The following is a 22020-nucleotide window of genomic DNA, read 5'->3' as shown; positions in this document are numbered from 1 at the left end:
AAATCAATTATTAAAATTGTAAGTTTTAAAAAACGAACAATTATTTTAAACAAAATAATATTAGGTATTAAAATCGAACAAAAATTCGGTCACAATACTACCGAATTTTATTTACATGAGTTAAAAAGGTTAATAAAACGCCCCACAAAAGGCTTTTATAAAATTATAGTCGAGAATTAAATTTTTCAAAAAGGATTAAAAACGTTGACATATCAATGATTTCAACGTTCGTCTTATTGTTTTGTGAAATTTTATATAGTTTTTCGTTGTGATACACTGTATTCATTGGATGATGACGAACAATTGTTTGTTTAGGACGCATATTGTCCTTGTTATTTTTTAGAAAAAAGGTAAACTTACAAGTAATAGTTATTTAAATTAAATACAAAAAATAAATCTAATAAGAGGCGCTTATGGAAAAAGTAACAGTATATACTAAATATAATTGCGTGCAGTGCAAGATGACTAAAAAATTTTTAGAGGCACAGGGTATTGCATTTAAGGAAATCAACATTGAAGAGGATACGCAATATGTTGATACATTGAAAGCAGATGGTTTTCGTCAAACGCCTGTTGTTTCAATAGAGGGCATGGCAAAGTTTTCAGGTTTCCGCCCGGATGTATTGAAGAAAATTTCAGCTTAAACTGAGGTACCTGACATCGTGAGACAACAACCGATGTCTTTTTATTTCTTTAATGTGTGACTTTTAAAACTACAAAGGACAAATTTATGCCGTTAAAAGAACTTAATTTAGATCAAGTCACTTATTTTGACTTGAACAATCAAGTCAATATTCCTAAAAATAATCAAATTCAACTTGAAAAGGACCAGGAAGCACTTGATGCTTTCTTAAAGGAAAATGTCTGGCCAAATGTGATGAAATTCAATTCATTGGCTGAACGTTTTGACTGGTTATTTGAGAATGACTTTTTAGAACGCACATTCATCGAAAAATATAGCTTAGAGTTCATAGAAAAACTTTATGCTTATTTGGAGAGTCAACACTTTAATTTTAAGTCGTTTATGGCGGCTTTTAAATTTTATAATCAATATGCTTTGAAGACAAATGATGGTCAACATTATGTTGAAACTTATGTTGATCGTGTAGCGATGAATGCTTTATATTATGCAGATGGTCGTGAAGAACTTGCGTTACGTCTTGCTGATGAAATGATTCATCAGCGCTATCAACCAGCGACGCCAAGTTTCTTGAACGCTGGTCGTGCACGTCGTGGTGAACTTGTGTCATGTTTCATTATTCAAACTTCTGATGACATGAATTCCATTGGTAGAACAATTAATTCAGCACTACAATTATCAAAAATGGGTGGTGGTGTTGGTATCAATATCTCCAATGTTCGAGAAGCTGGCGCACCAGTGATGGGTATTGCTAACTCAGCAGGCGGCATTGTGCCTATTATGAAATTACTAGAAGACTCCTTTACTTTCTCTTCTCAAGTTGGTGCGCGACAAGGTGCAGGTGTTGTTTATTTGTCAGTTTTCCATCCCGATGTGTTGTCATTTCTATCAACTAAAAAAGAAAACGCTGATGAAAAAATCCGTGTTAAGACCTTATCACTTGGTCTAACAGTACCTGATAAGTTTTATGAATTAGTGCGCAAAAATGAAGCCATGTATTTATTCAGCCCTGTCGATGTTGAAAAGGTTTACGGAGAGCCATTTAACTATATTGATATTACAGCTGAATATGATAATATGGTTGCCAATGATAAAATTACGAAGTACCGGGTAGATCCACGTGCCCTAGAAGAAGAAATATCTAAGTTACAGCAAGAATCTGGTTATCCATATATCATTAACATAGATATTGCTAATCGCGAAAACCCAGTTTCAGGAAAAATTATTTCTTCTAATTTATGTTCGGAAATTTTGCAAGTGCAGACACCATCTGATCTTGATAACGCGCAACAGTACACACGACTGGGATCAGATGTGAGTTGTAATCTTGGATCAATTAACATTGTGAACATGATGGCAACAGATAATTTCGCTGAATCAGTTGATACAATGGTGCGTGCATTAACATACGTATCGGACACATCGAATTTAGATGTTGTACCATCAATTGCAAAGGGAAATACTGAGAAACATGCGATAGGTTTGGGAGCAATGGGTCTTGCGGCTTATTTTGCTCAAAATAAGATGTATTATGGTGACGATGAAGCCTTGGATTTCACCTCAACGTTCTTTATGACATTAAACTATCATTCTATTAAAGCTTCAATGGCTATTGCTAAAGAACGTCATGAAACTTTTTTTGAATTTGATAAGTCAACATATGCAGATGGTTCTTACTTTAATAAGTATTTAGAAAACAATTGGGCACCGCGTACACAAAAAGTTGTTGAATTATTTGCACAACATCATATACCAACAAAACATGATTGGGCAGAATTAAAGGATAATGTTGCAAAGTATGGTATGTATAATGCATATCGCCATGCAATTGCACCTACGGGATCAATCTCTTATGTTAATGATACAACGGCTACATTGCTACCTATTGTTAACAAGATTGAAGAACGTCAAGAGGGTATGATAGGAAAAGTTTACTATCCTGCACCAGGTTTGAATAATGAGACAATGCCATATTATGTATCTGCTTACGATACAGATATGCGAAAAGTTATTGATGTCTATGCTTCGGCTCAAGAACATATAGATCAGGGAATGGCATTAACGCTATTTATGCGATCTACATTGTCTGATGATTTGTATGAATGGAAAAAAGGACGTTCTGAAAAAATGACGACTCGTGATTTGACTATTCTGCGTCATTACGCATTTAATCAAGGAATTAAATCGTTGTATTATGTACGTACCTTTACAGATGATAATCAAGAATCAGGGGTTAATGAGTGCGAAAGTTGCTCAATTTAAACTTAAAAGTAATCGCCTAATTAATTTATAATAGGTGATTTACTCGTACATATAGTATAGTAATAGTTGAGGAACACAATAGTTATGACAAAAATTAACGTCTTGTATACCTCTACTGAGGGAAATACCAAGTCATTTATTGAAAAATTGCAGGTAATTGCTGAAAAAGAAGGGGATGTTTTTGAAGCACGTGTTATCGGAGACGAAACAGACTATGCAAATGAGACAGAACCGTATGTTGCTATTGTGCCTACTTATTTGAACGGTGGGACAGGCACTGGACCAGAAGTGACGGAGATTTTTACTAATGCCTTGGGTGAGTATATAGAATTTGGTCGTAATCAGCATTATTTAAAAGGTGTTATTGGATCAGGTAATCGTAATTTCAACGTACAATTTAATTTAACAGCGATACGGTATGCGAAAAAATTTAATGTCCCGATGGTGTTTGCCTATGAACTTCGGGGTAGTAAATTTGATGCAGAGAAAGCTTATGCCTTGATTAGGCCTTTATTTGGAGAATAAATTATGGAACATTTGAAAGACAATTCATATACAGCAATCAATTGGAATACAATTGAAGATGAGTTAGATAAGGCAACATGGGAAAAATTAACGCAACAATTTTGGCTTGATACACGTATTCCAATTTCAAATGACTTGAGAACATGGCGTGGGAACATGTCAGATAAAGAACGCCAAACGATGAATCTAGTGTTTGGTGGTTTGACAACTTTAGACACATTGCAGTCTCAAGATGGTATGGCGCAATTGAAATTAGATGTTGTGAACCAAAAAGAAGAAGCTGTATTAAACAATATTCAGTTTATGGAATCAGTTCATGCTAAGTCATATTCCTCTATTTTTGAAACATTGAATGAAAAATCAGAAATAGAAGCAATTTTTGATTGGGCTGATACGAACGAATTTTTACAATATAAGGCTAATCGTATTAATGGCATTTATCAAACAGGATCACCGTTGCAAAAGAAGATTGCCTCTGTTTTTCTAGAAACTTTTTTGTTCTATTCAGGTTTTTATACGCCGCTATATTTCTTAGGACACAACAAAATGTTGAATGTTGCAGAAATTATTAAATTAATTATTCGTGATGAATCTGTTCACGGTACTTATATTGGTTATAAATTTCAAATTGGTTTCAATCAACTACCTGCACAAGAACGTGAAGAGCTACAAAGTTGGATGTATGATTTACTTTATGAACTTTATGAAAATGAAGAAAAATATACACATGAATTATATGATGATTTGGGATGGACAGAGCAGGTACTAACATTCTTGCGCTATAATGCCAACAAAGCATTAATGAATCTGGGGCAAGAACCAATGTTCCCTGATGGTGCAGAAGATGTCAATCCGGTTGTTATGAATGGTATTTCAACATCGACAGCAAACCACGATTTTTTCTCCGGTGTGGGAAATGGTTATTTACTTGGTGCAGTTGAAGCGATGGAAGAAGACGACTATACAATTGGAAAAAAGTAATTAAAAAACAGCGACGTTATCTATTTCTAGATGGCGTCGCTGTTTTTTATATCTCATCGTGTTTAAATATTGAAATGTGGGTCTGCAAGAATATCGCTAATTTAGGATAGAAAGAAGCGGAAAGGATTACCCAACTGTAAGCAAATAATACAGCAGCAATTGTATCACTGAGAAAGTGCGCATTGAAATAAATACGACTCATTATTGTCATCAAGCCAATAATAATAGTAAGCCAATTAATAATTATTTGAGCATACGTAGAATTAATGTTTGGCGTGACAAGAATAGCAATGATAAATATAACAACGAATAAGCCAAATACATGTGTACTAGGAAAAGAACTCGAGCTATCAGCAAGTAAGTGACCCACAGGTCGTGGACGATCTATAATGAGTCTAATTATTGTCAGGAAGACGTCACCTAGCAAAATTGTTGCAACTGTCCAGATAGCTGGGATGTGCAACTTAGCAATGACGAGGATACCTGCTAAAATAAGAACGTAAACGACGTCAACCACAGGATTACCAAGAAAAGTAGCAATGGACATAATGACATCGCCAAACCCAGTTTGCAGATTGGCGAACCAACTGTGAACATTGTCATCTATTATCTTAGGCAGTATGATATTTAGTTTAATAAGAATGGCTAATATAACGGCAATAACGACATTAATAATTGCCGATCGGCGTTGTTTATTTGTAACAGATACAATCATGATATACGACTCCAAATATGGATTTTTACCTTACTCTAGTATAATGAAATATGACAACATTAACAAGACTATTACGCTAGTAAATAAAACATTAATACATGTCAATAATTGTACGTTACGCGGTAGAAATTATTAAATAGGGGTTGCCAACTGTAAATAAATTTGATATGATAGTATAGTTGTTTGAGATATGGGAGTGTAGCGAAGTCTGGCTAAACGCGACGGACTGTAACTCCGTTCCTTCGGGTTCGTAGGTTCGAATCCTACCGCTCCCATAGCCGATTTAATAGTTAACGGCTAAATAAATTAACTATTGCCCCTTCGCCAAGTGGTAAGGCATTGGTTTTTGGTACCGACATGCGCTGGTTCGAATCCAGCAGGGGCAATAATATTGTAGAAAGCCGAGAGGCTTTTTTATTTTAAAGTAAAAGTCGACACTAATTTAATTAGTGTCGACTTTTATATTACTTGCTTAATGTAGTTTTTGAAACAACTTCTAAATTGCTATCCAAATCATATACTAGTGGTTGTCCGTTAGCTATTTCAAGATTTAAAATATCATCATCTGAAATATGTTCAAGATGCTTTGCTAGCGCACGCAATGAGTTACCATGAGCAGCAATAACAACATTTTTACCAGCTTTTAAGTCTTTTGAAATATCTGATTCCCAGAAGGGCAATACGCGTTCTAAGGTAATCTTCAAATTTTCGCCCAATGGCAATTCGCCTTCAGGTACATCAGCGTAGCGACGATCAAAGGCAGGATAGTTCTTGCCTTGAACAGTAACTTCTTCTTCGTAACTATCCAACAATGGAGGCAAAACGTCATATGAACGACGCCAAATGTGAACTTGCTCGTCTCCCCACTTTTCAGCAGCTTCGGCTTTGTTCTGACCTTGTAAAGCGCCATAGTGACGTTCATTTAAACGCCATGACTTTGCTTCAGGGATGAACAATTGACCAGCTTCTTCTAGTGCATAATGCAATGTTGTAATTGCGCGTGTTAAAACAGATGTGTAAGCTTGGTCGAATTGGATACCTTCGGCAGCCAACAATTCTCCAGCTTCTTTTGCTTGGGCAACGCCCTTATCAGATAATTTTGTATCTACCCAACCGTTGAACAAGTTTAATGCGTTCCATTCACTTTGACCGTGACGGATTAATACTAACTTAGCCATGTGTGCTAACTCCTTAGTTTGTGTTTAATTTAACGATTATATTATACCACGAAAAGGGAACACAAAAAAACTCGCCTAAGCGAGTTTTTCAAAGTAGAAGAACTTAATCTTACAACTTTGTGATGTTAGCAGCTTGCAATCCGCGGTCTGAAGTTTCAACTTCGAATTCAACAGCTTGGCCTTCTTCAAGAGTCTTGAAGCCGTCACCTTGAATAGCTGAGAAGTGTGCAAAAACATCTTCTCCGTTTTCACGAGTTACGAAACCGTAACCCTTTTCGCCGTTAAACCACTTTACTGTGCCTTTTTCCATGATGTGTTTCTCCTTTGGTGTGCTCCACCAATAATTTTTTTGTAACTTAAATAATTGGTACTTGAGCGCCTTCCGAGAAAAACAAATCAAAATCAAAAACTTTTATTACAAGACCAGTGTACCATACTGATAAAAATAAGCAAGTAAAAAACTGAGGGAAAATAAATAGTGATGTTTAAATGTGTTTATAGCCAATGGCCAAACCTTGACAATCAGTGCTATTAACGATAGAATTATAGAGTTGTCACTAGAGATAATAACGCAGCTGTGGCGGAATTGGCAGACGCGCAGGATTAAGGATCCTGTGCCCGTTAAGGGCGTGCGGGTTCGACTCCCGCCAGCTGCATTATAGCATTTCATGGCGTTGCATAGGGTTGCAAAAACCTTGATGTAACGCCTTTTTTTATGAAAAACGTTGCACAGTGTTTCATAGCATATCACACATTTAGATACTTTTATAACCAAGCGAGTAAGCAGTGTTATCGGACGCTATCAAATGTATATTGTATTAAATTATGAGTCAAGAGGTAATATAATGTCGAATTTTATTTATTGGCTAGTTATAGTCATGTTAATTTTAGTTGGATTTTAGTTGGATTTTTTTTAGTCTATAAAAGTTACAAGTACAGTAATGTAAAATTAGCTTGGTGGGATTATGTGTTATATCTATCTGTTTTTCTATCATGGATCATAGTTAAGAGAAGTGTTGATGTCACATATTTTGTTTCTCTGATTACTACACTAACGGTATTATATTTAATGCTAGTTACACACAAGAGAGACTAATGAAAAAGCCGCGATCTTATTTAAATGTAGATCGCGGCTTTCGTTTTATATTTTGTTTATTGTTGCCTTGCGTACCAGTCTTCTTGAAAAATGGCATAATGGTCAATATCAACCCATTTACCATTATAAAAAATCTCATTCTTGGATGTGCCTTCTTTGATAAAACCGGCCTTAATATAGGCTTTTATGGCACCGATGTTGAAAGGATAAACTGAGAGCTTGATTTTGTGCATATTGAGATTATTGAAACCATAGTTCAATATTAAAGATAACGTTTCAGTACCATAACCCTTGGATCGGTCTTCTTTTTTTGGAAAGCCGATGCCAAGTTCGCAGGAATGGTTGCGAATACTAATATCAGATAAATCAACAAATCCGACTAAACTATTATCGCTGATTTTTCGAACAGTAAATTCAACATTTTCGTAACTATTGGAAGCGTTTCTAAATATTTTTTCCCAATCTTCAGCAGTGTAAGGATGGATCATATCACTAGCCAATGGATTCACAAAATCTTCATCCCATTGCCAATTTGCTAAATTTTGACCGTCGTTGTCATGATAGTGTGACAACTTTATATTTTTACCTGTAAACATGTCGTAATCTCTTTTCTTTAATGTGTATTATGATGAATTGTAAGACAATTAAAGAAGTGCGGCAGATTAATTCTTCCTAATTGCAGTCATATGCAACTCCAATGGTACATCTTTTAACGTGGATAAGGGTTTGCACGTCTATTTTTAATAGTAAAGTATGAATCAAGCCTCTTTATATTCAGTGTGTCACATATTGCACAAATAGCTTAGCGGCAGGGTTCGATACAACAAAATCAATATGCCTATATCATAACAAATATAATGAATGATTTAAAGAAAACGCATCAATAGCATCATATATCAGATGATCGTTTGAACTATTTATTTTTAATAACTGGCAATTGATTCAGTAAAAACTAATTTTTTTCTACAACGCCCTTGATTTGATATACTAATAGTAATAAAATAAAAGAAATGCTAGATGGTGTTTAAAATCTAATGGTACTTGGTTAATTTAGATAGATAATGCTATTAAATTGGGTTAGAAAATGGGGGTAGATATGGATTGGAAAGTACCGAATGAAAATTGGCTGTTAAAATCACTGGTTAATTTAATTCTCGATGAGACAATTACTGAGACTGAAAGAGAAATATTCGTAACGTATAAGAAGGAATTAGAGCTTACACACAACGACAGGGCGATTTCTGTTTCTTTAAATCAAAAGTTATCTTTTTTGGCAGTAAAACAAGAATTGAAGCCAGTGTCAGTTAAATTTTTGAGTGAATTATCACAACATTATATTGGAAACGGCTTGGGTGGGAGAGACACCTTAATAATATAATGTTCCCCTAAGGAACTAAGAATGAACCAGACACACTTACCAAATCAAAACATTGGCTCATAGCCAATGTTTTTTATTATGTGTTATTAAAACATCGATATGCAGAAATTGTCGAACTAGGATAGCTGTTTTCGGGTGAATACCCTGTCATAATGGCATTTTATTCATAATATTTTTTGATTGCTAGTTGTGACCTATTTAAAAACATGCAAACTTTTGAATTGTGTTAAAATAGTAATAATTGGAGAATAACATGATGCTCTTTAAACGAACAAAAAAAACAGCTGAATTACCGCTGGAAGAACCTGTATCACGTACGGAACTTGAAGCAATCCAGCAAGAAAATGATAAGTTATTAGATGAATTAGAAACGTTAAAACTCGATGTGTCAGAATTGGTGGCAAAAAATCAGCATTTAACAGAACAGTTAACACGTAGTAAGTACAACCAGTCTTTGGTGAAAACTAGTATCGGCCTTGGTGTGCTAATTTTTAGTTTTGCAGTGTTGCATGTTATTAACGAAGAGCCACAATATATCGCTATGTTACTTTTAATTGAAGCGGCGTTCATATTTATGATGTTAAGGGGTGGTGATAAATAATGACTAAAAATCATAAGACGCGACGGGTACCGTTTGTAGTTGCTAACTGGAAAATTAATAAATTGCAATCAGATGTGATGGACTTCCTAGCAAGAGTTAATGATAAAGTGCCGGATGAACATATTGTTGAGACAGGTATTGCAGCGCAAGATTTATTCTTGGCAGATATGGTGCGCACCACGGCTGAATCACCAATTCATATTGTTGCTGAAAATGTGCATTGGGAAGATAATGGCGCGTACACTGGTGAGACATCCCCACGGGCTTTAAAAGATGTCGGAGCCAAGTATGTTTTGATTGGTCATTTTGAACGTCGTAAGTTTTTTAATGAAACGGATTCAACAGTCAACTTAAAAGTGACAGCGGCTTTGCGAAACGGCTTGCGACCAATTATTGATGTTGATGAAGATATGAGTACTTATGCACAATTTATGGACGCTGAACCTTCAGTCGCTCAAGTGGCTGCTGCATTAGCAGGTGTTTCGGTGGACCAAATTAGAAATGTCACTATTGCATATGAACCAACGTGGGCAATAGGATCAGGTGAGGCAGCAAGTGCTGATCAAGCTCAAAAAGCGGCACACCTCATAAGACGTACACTAGCTAAGCTGTATTCTCCTGTCATTGCAGAGCAAGTGCGTATTTTATATGGTGGCTCAGTGACACCAAATAATGCGCGTGAGATTATGCTACAAAATGACATAGACGGTGTGCTTGTGGGAACAGCCGCACTTGATCCGACGCAATTTTTACAGTTAGTGGAAATTGCGCGTGATCCTAACGTGCCAGAGTTTGATGTCGATCATATTTGAATGAATTGACATCATTAATTTTAATCTTGGACAGACTTGCAAAAAAATGCTAAAAGCGTATAATTATTAATAGTAATACTGTGAATAAATACGGCATTTTGCGAAATATTGTCCGCAATACCATTATATTGAAGCAAACGTTGTCTGCGGAAACAGCGGCGATTGCTTTTTTTGTGCCTATGCGGTGCCGAAATCAGACATAAAATTGATTTTGTAACTGAATTGTAACAAACAGAACACAGTGAAAAACAAGCGAGGTGATAAGTGTGGCAGGACATTTAGTAAAGTACGGTAAGCACCGTACCCGTCGTTCATATGCTAGCATCAAAGAAGTACTTGATGTGCCTAATTTGATTGAAATTCAAACGGCATCATATCAATGGTTCTTAGATGACGGTATTAAGGAAATGTTTGGCGATATCATGCCAATCGATGACTTCCAAGGAACATTATCGTTAGAATACGTCGACTACCAGTTGATGGAACCAAAATATAATATTGATGAGGCACGTGAACACGATGCCAATTACTCAGCACCATTACATGTTACTTTGCGTTTAACAAACCATGAAACTGGTGAAATTAAATCCCAAGACGTGTTCTTTGGTGATTTCCCATTGATGACTGAGCAAGGAACATTCATTATTAATGGTGCAGAACGTGTTATCGTTTCACAACTTGTACGTTCTCCAGGAATTTATTATAATCAGGAAAATGATAAAAATGGCCGTCCACGTTACGGTACAACAGTTATCCCTAACCGTGGTGCATGGTTAGAATACGAAACAGACGCTAAGGGAATTGCTAACGTTCGTATCGATCGTACACGTAAGTTGTTGATGACTGAACTTGTACGTGCACTTGGTTTTGGTTCAGATTCAGATATTCTTGATATCTTCTCTGATCAATATGACGCTTTGAACATGACTTTGGAAAAAGATGTGCACAAAGATATGTCTGATTCACGTGTTGAAGAAGCATTGAAAGATGTTTATGAACGTCTACGTCCAGGTGAACCAAAGACTGCTGATTCATCACGTGCATTACTTGTTGCACGTTTCTTTGATCCAAAGCGTTATGATTTGGCTTCAGTTGGTCGCTACAAAATTAATAAGAAACTATCACTTAAGACACGCTTGTTGAACCAAACATTAGCTGAGACACTAGCTGATCCTGATTCTGGTGAAGTGATTGCAGAAAAAGGCACAACTGTTGATAAGACAGTAATGTCAAAGCTATCACCATTCTTGGAACGTGAAGATTTTAAAACAACAACATATACGCCTTCTGGGGATGCTGTACTTGAAGAACCAGTTGTGCTTCAAAGAATCAAAATTGAATCACCTGAAAATCCTGAAAAGACTTTGCTATTAATCGGTAATGGTCATATTGATGAAAATGATCGTACAGTTCGCCCGGCCGATATTTTGGCAGGTATGAATTACTTCTTGAACTTACAAGAAGGTATTGGAAATGTTGATGATATAGATCATTTGGGAAACCGTCGTATTCGTTCAGTTGGTGAATTGTTACAAAATCAATTCCGTATTGGTTTGACGCGTATGGAACGTGTTGTCCGTGAACGCATGTCAATTCAAGATGCGAATACAGTAACACCACAACAATTAATTAACATTCGTCCCGTTGTTGCAGCTGTAAAAGAATTTTTTGGTTCATCACAGTTGTCACAGTTCATGGATCAAACGAACCCGTTAGGTGAAATGAACCATAAGCGTCGTCTGTCAGCTCTTGGACCTGGTGGTTTGACACGTGATCGAGCTGGTGTTGAAGTGCGAGATGTGCACTATACACACTATGGTCGTATTGATCCAATTGAAACGCCAGAAGGTCCAAACATTGGTTTGATTAATTCGCTAGCTACTTATGGGCGTATTAACAAATATGGCTTTATTGAAACACCATATCGTCGTGTCGACTGGACAACACACATGGTCACTGACAAGATTGACTATTTGACAGCAGATGAAGAAGATAACTTTATTGTCGCACAAGCTAACTCACCTTTGAATGAAGATGGTAGTTTTGTACATGATACAGTGATGGCCCGTTTTGGTGAAGAAAACATTGAAACACCAATCGATCGAATTGATTATATGGACGTTTCGCCTAAGCAAGTTGTTTCTGTTGGAACTGCTGCTATTCCTTTCTTGGAAAACGATGATTCTAACCGTGCCTTAATGGGTGCCAACATGCAACGTCAAGCTGTGCCATTGCTTGATCCACATGCACCACTTGTTGGAACTGGTATTGAATACAAAGCAGCACATGATTCTGGTGTTGCCATGATTTCACGTGCAGCTGGTTTGGTCGAATACGTTGACGGTCGTGAAATTCGCGTACGTCGTGAAGATGGTCAATTAGACAGTTATGAATTAATGAAGTTCCGTCGTTCTAACGGTGGAAAAAACTATAACCAAAAACCAATCGTCCATGAAGGGGAACATGTTGAAGCTGATGAAGTTTTGGCTGATGGCCCATCAATGGAACAAGGTGAATTAGCATTGGGTCAAAACCCATTAATTGCCTTCATGACTTGGCAAGGTTATAACTTCGAAGATGCCATTGTTTTGAATGAACGTTTAGTAAGAGAAGATGTCTATACATCAATTCATATTGAAGAATATGATTCAGAAGCACGAGACACAAAACTTGGACCGGAAGAAATGACACGTGAAATCCCTAATACTGGTGAAGATCAGTTAAGAGATTTGGATGCTGATGGTATCATTCGTGTTGGTGCTGAAGTTCATGATGGTGATATTTTGGTTGGTAAGGTCACACCTAAGGGTGTAACAGAATTATCAGCTGAAGAGCGTTTGCTTCATGCTATTTTCGGTGAAAAAGCGCGTGAAGTACGTGATACTTCATTACGTGTTCCCCACGGTGGTGGTGGTGTTGTTCAAAACGTACGTATTTATACCCCTGAAAATGGTGATGAATTAGCGCCTGGTGTAAACATGATGGTTCGTGTTTATATTGCACAAAAGCGTAAGATACAAGTTGGTGATAAAATGGCCGGGCGTCATGGTAACAAAGGAACTGTTTCCGTTGTTGTCCCTGAAGAAGATATGCCTTACATGCCAGATGGTACACCAATTGATATTTTGTTGTCACCCATGGGTGTGCCTTCACGTATGAACATTGGTCAAGTACTTGAATTACACTTAGGATTTGCCGCTAAAAAGTTAGGAATTCATGTTGCATCACCTGTTTTTGATGGTGCAAGCGATGATGAAATCGAAGCTGCTTTGCGTGAAGCTGGGTTGCCACAAGATGGTAAGTCTGTTGTTTATGACGGTCGTACCGGTGAAGCATTTGATAAGCGTGTTGGTGTTGGTGTCATGCATTATATGAAGTTAGCCCACATGGTTGATGATAAAATTCATGCACGTTCAATCGGACCTTACTCACTTGTTACACAACAGCCTTTGGGTGGTAAAGCACAATTTGGTGGTCAGCGTTTCGGTGAAATGGAAGTTTGGGCCCTTGAAGCTTATGGTGCCGCATACACATTGCAAGAAATTTTGACATATAAGTCAGATGATGTTGCTGGTCGTGTTAAGGTCTATGAATCAATTATTAAGGGTGAACCAATTCCACGTCCAGGTGTACCTGAATCATTCCGTGTGCTTGTTAAAGAATTACAAGCGCTTGGTTTGGACATGCAGGTCTTGGATGGCGGTGGTGATGAAGTTGAACTTCGCCAAATGGATGAAGATGATACAATATTGCCAGTTGACGCACTTGAAAAGTTAGTACGTTCAAATCCTGATCTATTGAACAAAGATGATGAAGAAGTTGCTGCAGCGTTCTTGAAGGTAGAATCTCAAGACGTTACGCCAACAACTGATGGAATTTAATATAATATACAGCGTGTAAGTATAGTTATTGCACGTTTGTTGTAAGGTATTTTCAATGGTAATGACTATTGATGATAGCTTATAGCAAACGTGGTAATTGTACTTATAAACTGATGTAATAAATGATGAAAGGGAACAGCAAATAGATGGCAATTGATGTTAATAAGTTCGAAAGCATGCAAATCGGTTTGGCCTCTCCTGATAAGATTCGTTCATGGTCTTACGGGGAAGTAAAGAAGCCAGAAACGATCAATTATCGAACACTTAAGCCAGAAAAAGATGGCTTGTTCGACGAACGCATCTTCGGACCAACAAAAGATTATGAATGCGCCTGTGGTAAATATAAGCGAATCCGATATAAAGGAATTGTTTGTGATCGCTGTGGCGTTGAAGTTACATCATCAAAAGTTCGTCGTGAACGTATGGGTCACATCGAATTAGCTGCACCCGTTACACATATTTGGTACTTCAAGGGTATTCCATCACGTATGGGTCTTGTGCTAGACATGTCACCTCGCTCACTTGAAGAAATTATTTACTTTGCTTCATACGTTGTCATTGAACCTGGTGACGCGCCTGTTGAAAAAAAGCAATTAATGACAGAACGTGAATACCGTGAATTGAAGCGTGAATATGGTGCGAGCTTTAAAGCTGGCATGGGTGCTGAAGCAATAAAAGATTTGTTAGCCAATGTTGATTTAGCTGCTGAAGCAGATCAATTAAAGCGCGAATTACAAGAGGCAACCGGTCAAAAACGTGTACGTGCTGTACGTCGTTTGGATATTATCGAGGCATTTTTCCAGTCAAATAACAAGCCTGAGTGGATGGTTATGGATGTTATTCCAGTAATTCCACCAGACCTACGTCCAATGGTTCAACTTGAAGGTGGTCGTTTTGCCACTTCTGATTTGAATGATTTGTATCGTCGTGTTATTAACCGTAATAACCGTTTGAAGCGTTTGCTTGATTTAAATGCGCCAGGCATCATTGTGCAAAACGAAAAGCGTATGTTGCAAGAAGCTGTCGATGCCTTGATTGATAATGGCCGTCGTGGTCGTCCTGTGGCTGGTCCTGGTAACCGACCATTAAAGTCATTGTCTCACATGTTGAAGGGTAAGCAAGGCCGTTTCCGTCAAAACCTTTTGGGGAAGCGTGTTGATTATTCTGGTCGTTCAGTTATTGATGTTGGACCTTTCTTGAAAATGAACCAAATGGGATTGCCACGTCCAATGGCAATTGAATTGTTCCGTCCGTTCATCATGAAAGAATTGACAACACGTAAATTGGCCGGTAACGTCAAGTCTGCTAAGCGTAAAATTGACAAAGCTGATGAAGACGTGATGGATGTTTTGGAAGATGTTATTAAGGAACATCCAGTACTTTTGAACCGTGCACCTACATTGCACCGTTTAGGTATTCAGGCTTTCGAACCAGTTTTGGTTTCAGGTAAGGCCATGCGTTTGCATCCGCTAGTTACTGAAGCTTATAATGCCGATTTTGATGGTGACCAGATGGCTATTCACGTGCCATTATCAGATGAAGCACAAGCTGAAGCACGTTTGTTGATGCTTGCTGCTGGACACATTTTGGCACCAAAAGATGGCAAGCCTATCGTGGCCCCATCTCAGGACATGGTTATTGGAAACTACTACTTGACAGCCGAAGAAGTTGGCCGTGAAGGTGAAGGTATGGTATTCTCATCAGTTGAAGAAGCTGAAATTGCCTTTGCAAGTAAAGTTGTACATTACCATACACGTATTGGTATTCAAACATCGTCATTCCCAGAAGCAAAGCCATTTACGGCTGAACAACGTTCAAAGATTATGGTAACATCAGTAGGTAAGTTGATTTTTAACGAAATTTTACCTGTTGATTTCCCTTATATTAACGAACCATCTGAAGACAATTTCAAGGGTATTAGTGATGATTTCTTCATCGAGTCAGGTGAAAACATCCATGACTATTTGGCAGATACAGCGACTGTTAGTGCCTTTAAAAAAGGTTTCTTATCAGATGTTATTGCTGAAGTCTATAAGCGTTATAAAGTAACAGAAACATCATTGCTTTTGGATCGTATGAAAGATCTTGGTTATGAAAAGTCAACAGAATCTGGTTTGACTGTTTCAATGAACGACGTAACAGAATTAACTGAGAAACCAGAAATTTTGGAAGATGCACATAAGCAAGTTGCGACTGTTACAAAGCAGTTCCGACGTGGTTTGATTACAGATGAAGAACGTTATCAACGTGTGACTGAAATCTGGACCAAAGCTAAAGATGTTATTCAAGATAAATTGATTGATTTGTTTGAACCAACAAACCCTATCTTTATGATGCAGGATTCAGGGGCACGTGGTAACATCTCTAACTTCGTTCAATTGGCTGGTATGCGTGGTTTGATGGCTGGACCTGGTGGTAAGATTATTGAATTGCCTGTTACAGCTAACTTCCGAGAAGGTTTGACAGTGATGGAAATGTTTATTTCTACTCACGGAGCGCGTAAGGGAATGTCTGATACGGCTTTGAAGACTGCTAACTCAGGTTACTTGACACGTCGACTTGTTGACGTTGCGCAAGATGTTATCGTTCGTGAGTGGAACAACAATGCTGATCGTGGTGTTGCTGTTAAGGCAATTATGGACGGTACATCAGTTGTTGAGCCGCTATATGACCGTATCTTAGGACGTTATGCCATGAAGTCTGTCTTTGATCCAGCAACTGGTGAAAAGATTGTTTCTCGTAATGAAATGATTGATGAAGATGTTGCAAAGGCTATTGTTGCTGCAGGTGTTGAAGAAGTAACGATTCGTTCTGTCTTCACATCAACGACAGAACACGGTGTTGCTGTGCTTGATTATGGTCGCAACTTGGCTACTGGTGAAGAAGTTGAAGTTGGTGAAGCAGTTGGAACAGTGGCTGCACAATCCATTGGAGAACCAGGTACACAATTGACCATGCGTAACTTCCACACGGGTGGTGTTGCGGGTGGTAACGATATTACACAAGGTTTGCCTCGTGTGCAAGAAATTGTTGAAGCACGTATTCCAAAGGGACGTGCAGAAATTTCAGAAGTTACTGGTGTCGTTGTTTCCATTGAAGAAAATCCAGCTGAGCGAACAAAAGCTGTGACAATCGAAGGTGAAACAGATACACGTACCTATACTTTGCCATTGGCAGCGCGTATGCGTTTTGCTGAAGGTGATAATATTCAACGTGGGGATGCAATTAATGAAGGACCTGTTGATCCTAAGGAATTGCTTGCTGTCACTGATACGCTAACAACTGAATCATACATGCTAACGGAAATTCAAAAGGTTTATCGTTTGCAAGGTATTGAAGTTTCTGATAAGCATATCGAAGTTATGATTCGCCAAATGTTACGTAAAATTCGTGTCATGGATCCAGGTGAAACAAATCTTCTACCAGGAATGTTAATGGATATTGCTGATTTCCAACGTGCAAATGAACCAGCTCTGTTTGCGGGTCAAGTACCAGCAACAGCTCGTCCAGTGCTGCTTGGAATTACAAAGGCTGCGTTGGAAACGAATTCATTCCTATCTGCTGCATCCTTCCAAGAAACAACACGTGTCTTGACTGATGCTGCTATTCGCGGTAAGAATGATCCACTTGTTGGTTTGAAGGAAAATGTTATCATCGGTAAGATTATTCCTGCCGGAACTGGTATGGCTGAATACCGTAAGATTAAGAGTAAGGTTGTTGGCGATGTCATTGCACAACCAGAAGTAGCTAAAGAATCGTCATCAGATATTCCTAAGTTAGATGATGTCGCTAAGACATTTGAAGAATAAGTTATATCGATTCACTTTATTATTATAATTGATGGCAAAAGTTCACGAATTTTCGTGAACTTTTTTTGTCGTGATAAATAGTATCGGGCTGTTAATCGCATATTTTAAAACCAGTTAGGACAAAAAAGATACCAATTAGGCAAAAAATATTGGTATAAATGGTTTTTTCGTATAAACTAAAATAGTTCTGCAGAACACACAAAAATGATACGTACATGTCAAATCTCGCGTATAATGGAGATATGCAAAATTTACAATACGAACAGATGAATGGATTATCGTTAGCTTATATTGGCGATGCAATTTACGAGCTTGAAGTGCGTCAGCATTTACTCTCATTAGGATTAACAAAAGTCAACGATTTGCAAAAGCATAGTAGGCATTATGTGTCTGCCAAAGCGCATGCTGCGCTATTTGCCCAAATGATGACTGATGATTTGCTAACAGACAGTGAATTGGTATATTTTAAACGCGGTCGCAATGCAAAATCACATACAAAGGCGAAAAACACTGATGTTGTGACTTATCGTATATCAACTGGTGTTGAGGCATTATTTGGTTTTTTACATTTATCAGGGCAAACTGAGCGAATCAGCACATTAATGAATTGGATTTTTGAACAAGTAGAATCAGGGAGAGCAAACGCATGAAACAAGAGCAACAAACACCAGACCAAACAGAATTTGTCTATGGACACTACGCCAGTGTTGAATCTTTAAAAGGCACGCAAGAAATTAATAAAGTTTGGCTCCAAACGGGATTACAAGATAAAATACGTAATGAAGTGACACAACTTGCTAAGAAAAAGGGCTTGGTCATTCAACAAGCGCCTAAATCAAAGTTAGATGAGTTGACAGATGGCGGAAATCATCAAGGGGTTGTTTTGAGCGTTGCTGCATTTAATTATGCGACAATTGATGATTTGTTTTCAAATGCTAAAAAACACCAAGCTGAACCTTTTTTCTTAATTTTAGACGGTATTGAGGACCCTCATAATCTCGGTTCAATATTAAGAACGGCTGATGCTGCAGGTGTTCACGGTATTATTATTCCAAAAAGACGCGCAGTACAATTAACTGCCACAGTCGCTAAAATATCAACGGGTGCCATTGAGCACGTACCTGTAGCACGTGTGACAAATCTAGTTAATACTGTGAGTGAATTAAAGGATCGTGGTATTTGGGTGTTTGGGACAGATATGGCTGGTGAAGACTATCGCCATTGGGATGCCAAAGGTGCAACTGCATTAGTAATTGGTAATGAGGGAAAGGGAATTTCACCATTACTGAAGAAAAAAGTAGATAGCATGTTGACAATTCCGATGGTTGGGCATGTTCAGAGTTTAAATGCCAGTGTTGCTGCAAGTTTGTTAATTTATCAAGGATTTAGTTCTCGTAATCCATTGTAAGAATTGTGTGAAGTAGGGTATGTAAATGCTGCTTCATACAGAACTATGGTGGAAAAAATTGGGGAAAGATAGATTAGTAGCAGTAGTCCGTGCTGCACAAAACGGACACGAATTCGCATACAATGTACTGATTAAACATTTACGTGGTGCAGTTTATGATGTTCATCGGCGTAAAATTAGTAGTCGTATCACATCAGATGAATGGTATTCTGATGGGTTGGAGGTTTTAATTAAATGTGTTAGAAAATTTGATACGGTAAAACCACGCGCTAAATTTTCAACTTATTTTATTACTGCATTAACCAATCATGCTACCGATCTCGTGCGGTCGTATTATACGGCTAAATCAGAGTTTGAAAAAACAGTTTTGTCCGAAAATAATGATGAGTCAGGTAATTTATTTAATCTAGGGACTGATACTTATAATCCGGAACAACTATACATATTGCGAGAGTTATTGCATACAACAGATATTGCTAAAACAGAAGAATTCAAAAAAATGGTGCGACAACTTTTAGGCATTGAAAGTCACAATTCAGAGATTAGTTCACGACGTTTTGAGCAAATGCAGTATCGTTTTAAAAAAGCAATGAAAACTGCAATTTCTGAATTATCATGAAAAACTTGAAACACAAGTTGTGTTTCAGTCATCTCTGTGTGATATAATATACATGGTATAAAACCATAAACCAAAGGAGAAATAGACATATGTCTTTAATCACTGATATTATCGCACGTGAAGTCCTTGACTCACGTGGAAACCCTACACTTGAAGCAGAAGTTATCACAGAATTAGGTGGTTTCGGTCGCGGTATGGTACCTTCAGGTGCCTCAACTGGTGAACATGAAGCTGTTGAATTACGTGATGGTGACAAGTCACGCTTTAGTGGTAAGGGAACAACAAAGGCTGTTGCCAATGTTAACGATGCTATCGCTAAAGCTTTGGTTGGTAAGTTCGATGTAACTGACCAACGTGCAATCGATCAAGCTATGATCGAACTCGACGGTACAGAAAATAAAGGTAAGCTGGGCGCAAACGCAATTTTGGCTGTGTCAATTGCTGCTGCTCGTGCTGCTGCTGATGAGTTAGGTGTGCCTTTGTTCTCATACTTGGGTGGCGCAAACTCATACGTTTTGCCTACACCAATGATGAATGTTATCAACGGTGGCGCACACTCAGCTAACAAGGTTGATTTCCAAGAGTTCATGATTATGCCTGTTGGCGCACCAACTGTCAAGGAAGCCATCCGTTATGGTGCCGAAACTTTCCATGCTTTGAAGAAGTTGTTGGAAGCTGACGGTAAGGCTACTTCTGTTGGTGACGAAGGTGGATTTGCACCTGACTTCGCTGATAACGAAGAACCTTTGAAGTACTTGATCCGTGCTATCGAAGCTGCGGGTTACAAGCCAGGAAAAGATATCGCTATCGCTGTTGATGTTGCTTCATCAGAATTGTATGATGCTGCTACAAAGACATATAAGTTACGTTGGTCAACTGGTGAAGAATTCACAACACCTGAATTTATCAAGTATCTTGAAGATTTGGCAGATCGTTACCCAATTATTTCAATTGAAGATCCTATTGATGAAAATGAATGGGAAGATTGGGCTACAATTACAACTGAATTGGGTAAGAAGGTTCAATTAGTTGGTGATGACTTCTTCGTTACTAACACACAATACCTTGAAAAGGGTATCAACATGGGCGCTGCTAACTCAATTTTGATCAAAGTTAACCAAATTGGTACTTTGACAGAAACTTTCGAAGCTATCGAAATGGCTAAGGAAGCTGGTTACACAGCTATCGTATCACACCGTTCAGGTGAAACAGAAGATACAACAATTTCTGACTTGGTTGTTGCTACAAATGCTGGTCAAATTAAGACAGGTTCATTGTCACGTACTGATCGTATCGCGAAGTACAACCAATTGATCCGTATCGAAGAATTGTTGGACACAACTGCTAAGTATAAGGGTATTCATTCATTTTATAACTTATCAGCTGATGCACGTGAAGCTATTGAAAATAAGTAATATTGGTATTTTGAAATCATCTCTTTTAGAGGTGGTTTTTTATTAAATTTATTTCTCTTGAAGAAAGTGGTAATGATGTATATGCCTTTTAAAAATGATGATGAGTTGCAGCATATAAACAAACAGCGTTGTGCTTGGGTAAGTAATTATCCACAGTCTGATATTATGACTATGTATCACGATGAAGAGTGGGGGCATCCCTTACGTGATGACGATGTTAAGTTGTTTGAGTTACTGACACTGGAAGTTTTTCAGGCAGGATTAAGTTGGGAAATTTCTTTAAAAAAACGAGCGGGCTTAAATAACGCATTTTATCAATTTGATATTGATAAAATTATAAGCATGTCAGATGAAGATGTGATACATTTAAAACAAGATAAACAAATTATACGCAATGGTTTAAAAATTGCAGCAACAGTTAATAACGCGCAAATTATCAAGAATTTGCAGGCAGAATTTGGTAGTTTTTCAAATTATATGTGGTCTTTTACTAAGGGGCAAGTTATTAATCATCATATTCAATCAGCAAGTGACATCCCGGTGCAAAATGAACAATCACAAACTGTTGCTAAAGATATGAAGAAACGGGGCTTCAAGTTTACTGGTCCTGTTACAATTTATTCCTATTTACAAGCGATGGGTGTTATAAATGATCACGAATTAACTTGCTCGTTTAATCCTAATTAATAAACTACAAGCC

18 protein-coding genes and 3 tRNA genes are annotated in these 22020 nt (G+C 37.8%); 17 read left to right on the top strand and 4 right to left on the bottom strand.

Features of this window, described 5'->3' with window-relative positions; all coding sequences use genetic code 11:
- The first annotated feature begins 413 nt into the window (after positions 1 to 413).
- The 4 genes from nrdH to nrdF all read left to right on the top strand — a co-directional run bounded on the left by nrdH (position 414) and on the right by nrdF (position 4408).
- Positions 414 to 644, top strand: coding sequence for a glutaredoxin-like protein NrdH (gene nrdH, locus K5Q13_RS07185; RefSeq protein ID WP_220741026.1), 231 nt, complete (start codon positions 414 to 416; stop codon positions 642 to 644).
- 86 nt (positions 645 to 730) lie between these two features.
- Positions 731 to 2902 carry a class 1b ribonucleoside-diphosphate reductase subunit alpha gene (nrdE, locus tag K5Q13_RS07180; protein ID WP_220741025.1) on the top strand — a complete coding sequence of 724 codons (2172 nt, stop codon included), beginning with the start codon at positions 731 to 733 and terminating at the stop codon, positions 2900 to 2902.
- Positions 2903 to 2986: 84 nt separating this feature from the next.
- Complete coding sequence (locus K5Q13_RS07175) at positions 2987 to 3427, top strand: class Ib ribonucleoside-diphosphate reductase assembly flavoprotein NrdI (RefSeq protein ID WP_220741024.1); 441 nt, start codon at positions 2987 to 2989, stop codon at positions 3425 to 3427.
- 3 nt (positions 3428 to 3430) lie between these two features.
- Complete coding sequence (gene nrdF, locus K5Q13_RS07170; RefSeq protein WP_220741023.1) at positions 3431 to 4408, top strand: class 1b ribonucleoside-diphosphate reductase subunit beta; 978 nt, start codon at positions 3431 to 3433, stop codon at positions 4406 to 4408.
- 46 nt (positions 4409 to 4454) lie between these two features.
- Here nrdF and K5Q13_RS07165 read toward each other — a convergent pair whose 3' ends face one another.
- Positions 4455 to 5123, bottom strand: a complete 669-nt coding sequence (locus K5Q13_RS07165) for a phosphatase PAP2 family protein (RefSeq protein ID WP_220741022.1) — start codon at positions 5121 to 5123, stop codon at positions 4455 to 4457.
- Between the two features lie 192 nt (positions 5124 to 5315).
- Between K5Q13_RS07165 and K5Q13_RS07160 the strand changes: the two genes are divergently transcribed.
- Positions 5316 to 5398 (top strand) — tRNA-Tyr (locus K5Q13_RS07160).
- Positions 5399 to 5437: 39 nt separating this feature from the next.
- Positions 5438 to 5509: transfer RNA gene (locus tag K5Q13_RS07155), tRNA-Gln, on the top strand.
- A gap of 78 nt (positions 5510 to 5587) precedes the next feature.
- Here K5Q13_RS07155 and gpmA read toward each other — a convergent pair.
- Together gpmA and K5Q13_RS07145 are read right to left on the bottom strand one after the other, a co-directional pair.
- Positions 5588 to 6301 (bottom strand): 2,3-diphosphoglycerate-dependent phosphoglycerate mutase, encoded by a 714-nt coding sequence (gpmA, locus tag K5Q13_RS07150; protein WP_220741021.1) that lies wholly within the window; start codon positions 6299 to 6301, stop codon positions 5588 to 5590.
- Between the two features lie 109 nt (positions 6302 to 6410).
- The gene (locus K5Q13_RS07145) at positions 6411 to 6611 is read right to left on the bottom strand and encodes a cold-shock protein (protein WP_013103483.1); all 201 of its coding nucleotides are present in this window, start codon (positions 6609 to 6611) and stop codon (positions 6411 to 6413) included.
- Between the two features lie 261 nt (positions 6612 to 6872).
- On the opposite strand from K5Q13_RS07145, the gene K5Q13_RS07140 reads away from it, so the two are divergent.
- A tRNA-Leu gene (locus tag K5Q13_RS07140) sits at positions 6873 to 6957 on the top strand.
- A 496-nt stretch (positions 6958 to 7453) separates the two neighbouring features.
- Here K5Q13_RS07140 and K5Q13_RS07135 read toward each other — a convergent pair.
- Entirely contained in the window at positions 7454 to 7993 is a 540-nt protein-coding gene (locus tag K5Q13_RS07135; protein ID WP_220741020.1) for a GNAT family N-acetyltransferase, read from the bottom strand.
- Between the two features lie 500 nt (positions 7994 to 8493).
- Between K5Q13_RS07135 and K5Q13_RS07130 the strand changes: the two genes are divergently transcribed.
- From K5Q13_RS07130 to K5Q13_RS07085, 10 genes are all read left to right on the top strand, one after another.
- Positions 8494 to 8775, top strand: a complete 282-nt coding sequence (locus tag K5Q13_RS07130) for a bacteriocin immunity family protein (protein WP_220741019.1) — start codon at positions 8494 to 8496, stop codon at positions 8773 to 8775.
- Between the two features lie 253 nt (positions 8776 to 9028).
- Positions 9029 to 9376 (top strand): hypothetical protein, encoded by a 348-nt coding sequence (locus K5Q13_RS07125; protein ID WP_220741018.1) that lies wholly within the window; start codon positions 9029 to 9031, stop codon positions 9374 to 9376.
- A complete protein-coding gene (gene tpiA / locus K5Q13_RS07120) occupies positions 9376 to 10188 on the top strand; it encodes a triose-phosphate isomerase (RefSeq protein WP_220741017.1) in 813 nt (270 codons plus the stop codon). The genes K5Q13_RS07125 and tpiA overlap by 1 nt, the downstream gene beginning before the upstream one ends.
- Before the next feature lie 266 nt (positions 10189 to 10454).
- On the top strand, positions 10455 to 14069 hold the full coding sequence (rpoB, locus tag K5Q13_RS07115; RefSeq protein WP_220741016.1) for a DNA-directed RNA polymerase subunit beta: 3615 nt from the start codon (positions 10455 to 10457) through the stop codon (positions 14067 to 14069).
- 146 nt (positions 14070 to 14215) lie between these two features.
- Entirely contained in the window at positions 14216 to 17878 is a 3663-nt protein-coding gene (gene rpoC / locus K5Q13_RS07110; RefSeq protein WP_220741015.1) for a DNA-directed RNA polymerase subunit beta', read from the top strand.
- Positions 17879 to 18120: 242 nt separating this feature from the next.
- Positions 18121 to 18528: a Mini-ribonuclease 3 gene (locus K5Q13_RS07105; RefSeq protein WP_220741014.1), complete on the top strand. Its 408-nt coding sequence runs from the start codon at positions 18121 to 18123 to the stop codon at positions 18526 to 18528.
- Entirely contained in the window at positions 18525 to 19286 is a 762-nt protein-coding gene (gene rlmB / locus K5Q13_RS07100; RefSeq protein WP_220741013.1) for a 23S rRNA (guanosine(2251)-2'-O)-methyltransferase RlmB, read from the top strand. The genes K5Q13_RS07105 and rlmB overlap by 4 nt, the downstream gene beginning before the upstream one ends.
- 58 nt (positions 19287 to 19344) lie before the next feature.
- The gene (locus K5Q13_RS07095; protein WP_220741077.1) at positions 19345 to 19905 is read left to right on the top strand and encodes a sigma-70 RNA polymerase sigma factor region 4 domain-containing protein; all 561 of its coding nucleotides are present in this window, start codon (positions 19345 to 19347) and stop codon (positions 19903 to 19905) included.
- 89 nt (positions 19906 to 19994) lie between these two features.
- A complete protein-coding gene (eno, locus tag K5Q13_RS07090) occupies positions 19995 to 21320 on the top strand; it encodes a phosphopyruvate hydratase (RefSeq protein WP_220741012.1) in 1326 nt (441 codons plus the stop codon).
- An 81-nt stretch (positions 21321 to 21401) separates the two neighbouring features.
- A complete protein-coding gene (locus K5Q13_RS07085; protein WP_220741011.1) occupies positions 21402 to 22007 on the top strand; it encodes a DNA-3-methyladenine glycosylase I in 606 nt (201 codons plus the stop codon).
- The last annotated feature ends 13 nt before the right edge of the window (positions 22008 to 22020 follow it).

Source organism: Leuconostoc miyukkimchii (assembly GCF_019656055.1).
GTDB lineage: Bacteria > Bacillota > Bacilli > Lactobacillales > Lactobacillaceae > Leuconostoc > Leuconostoc miyukkimchii.
The sequence above is the reverse complement of the archived record's forward strand: the minus strand, read 5'-3'. Positions and strand labels throughout refer to the sequence as shown.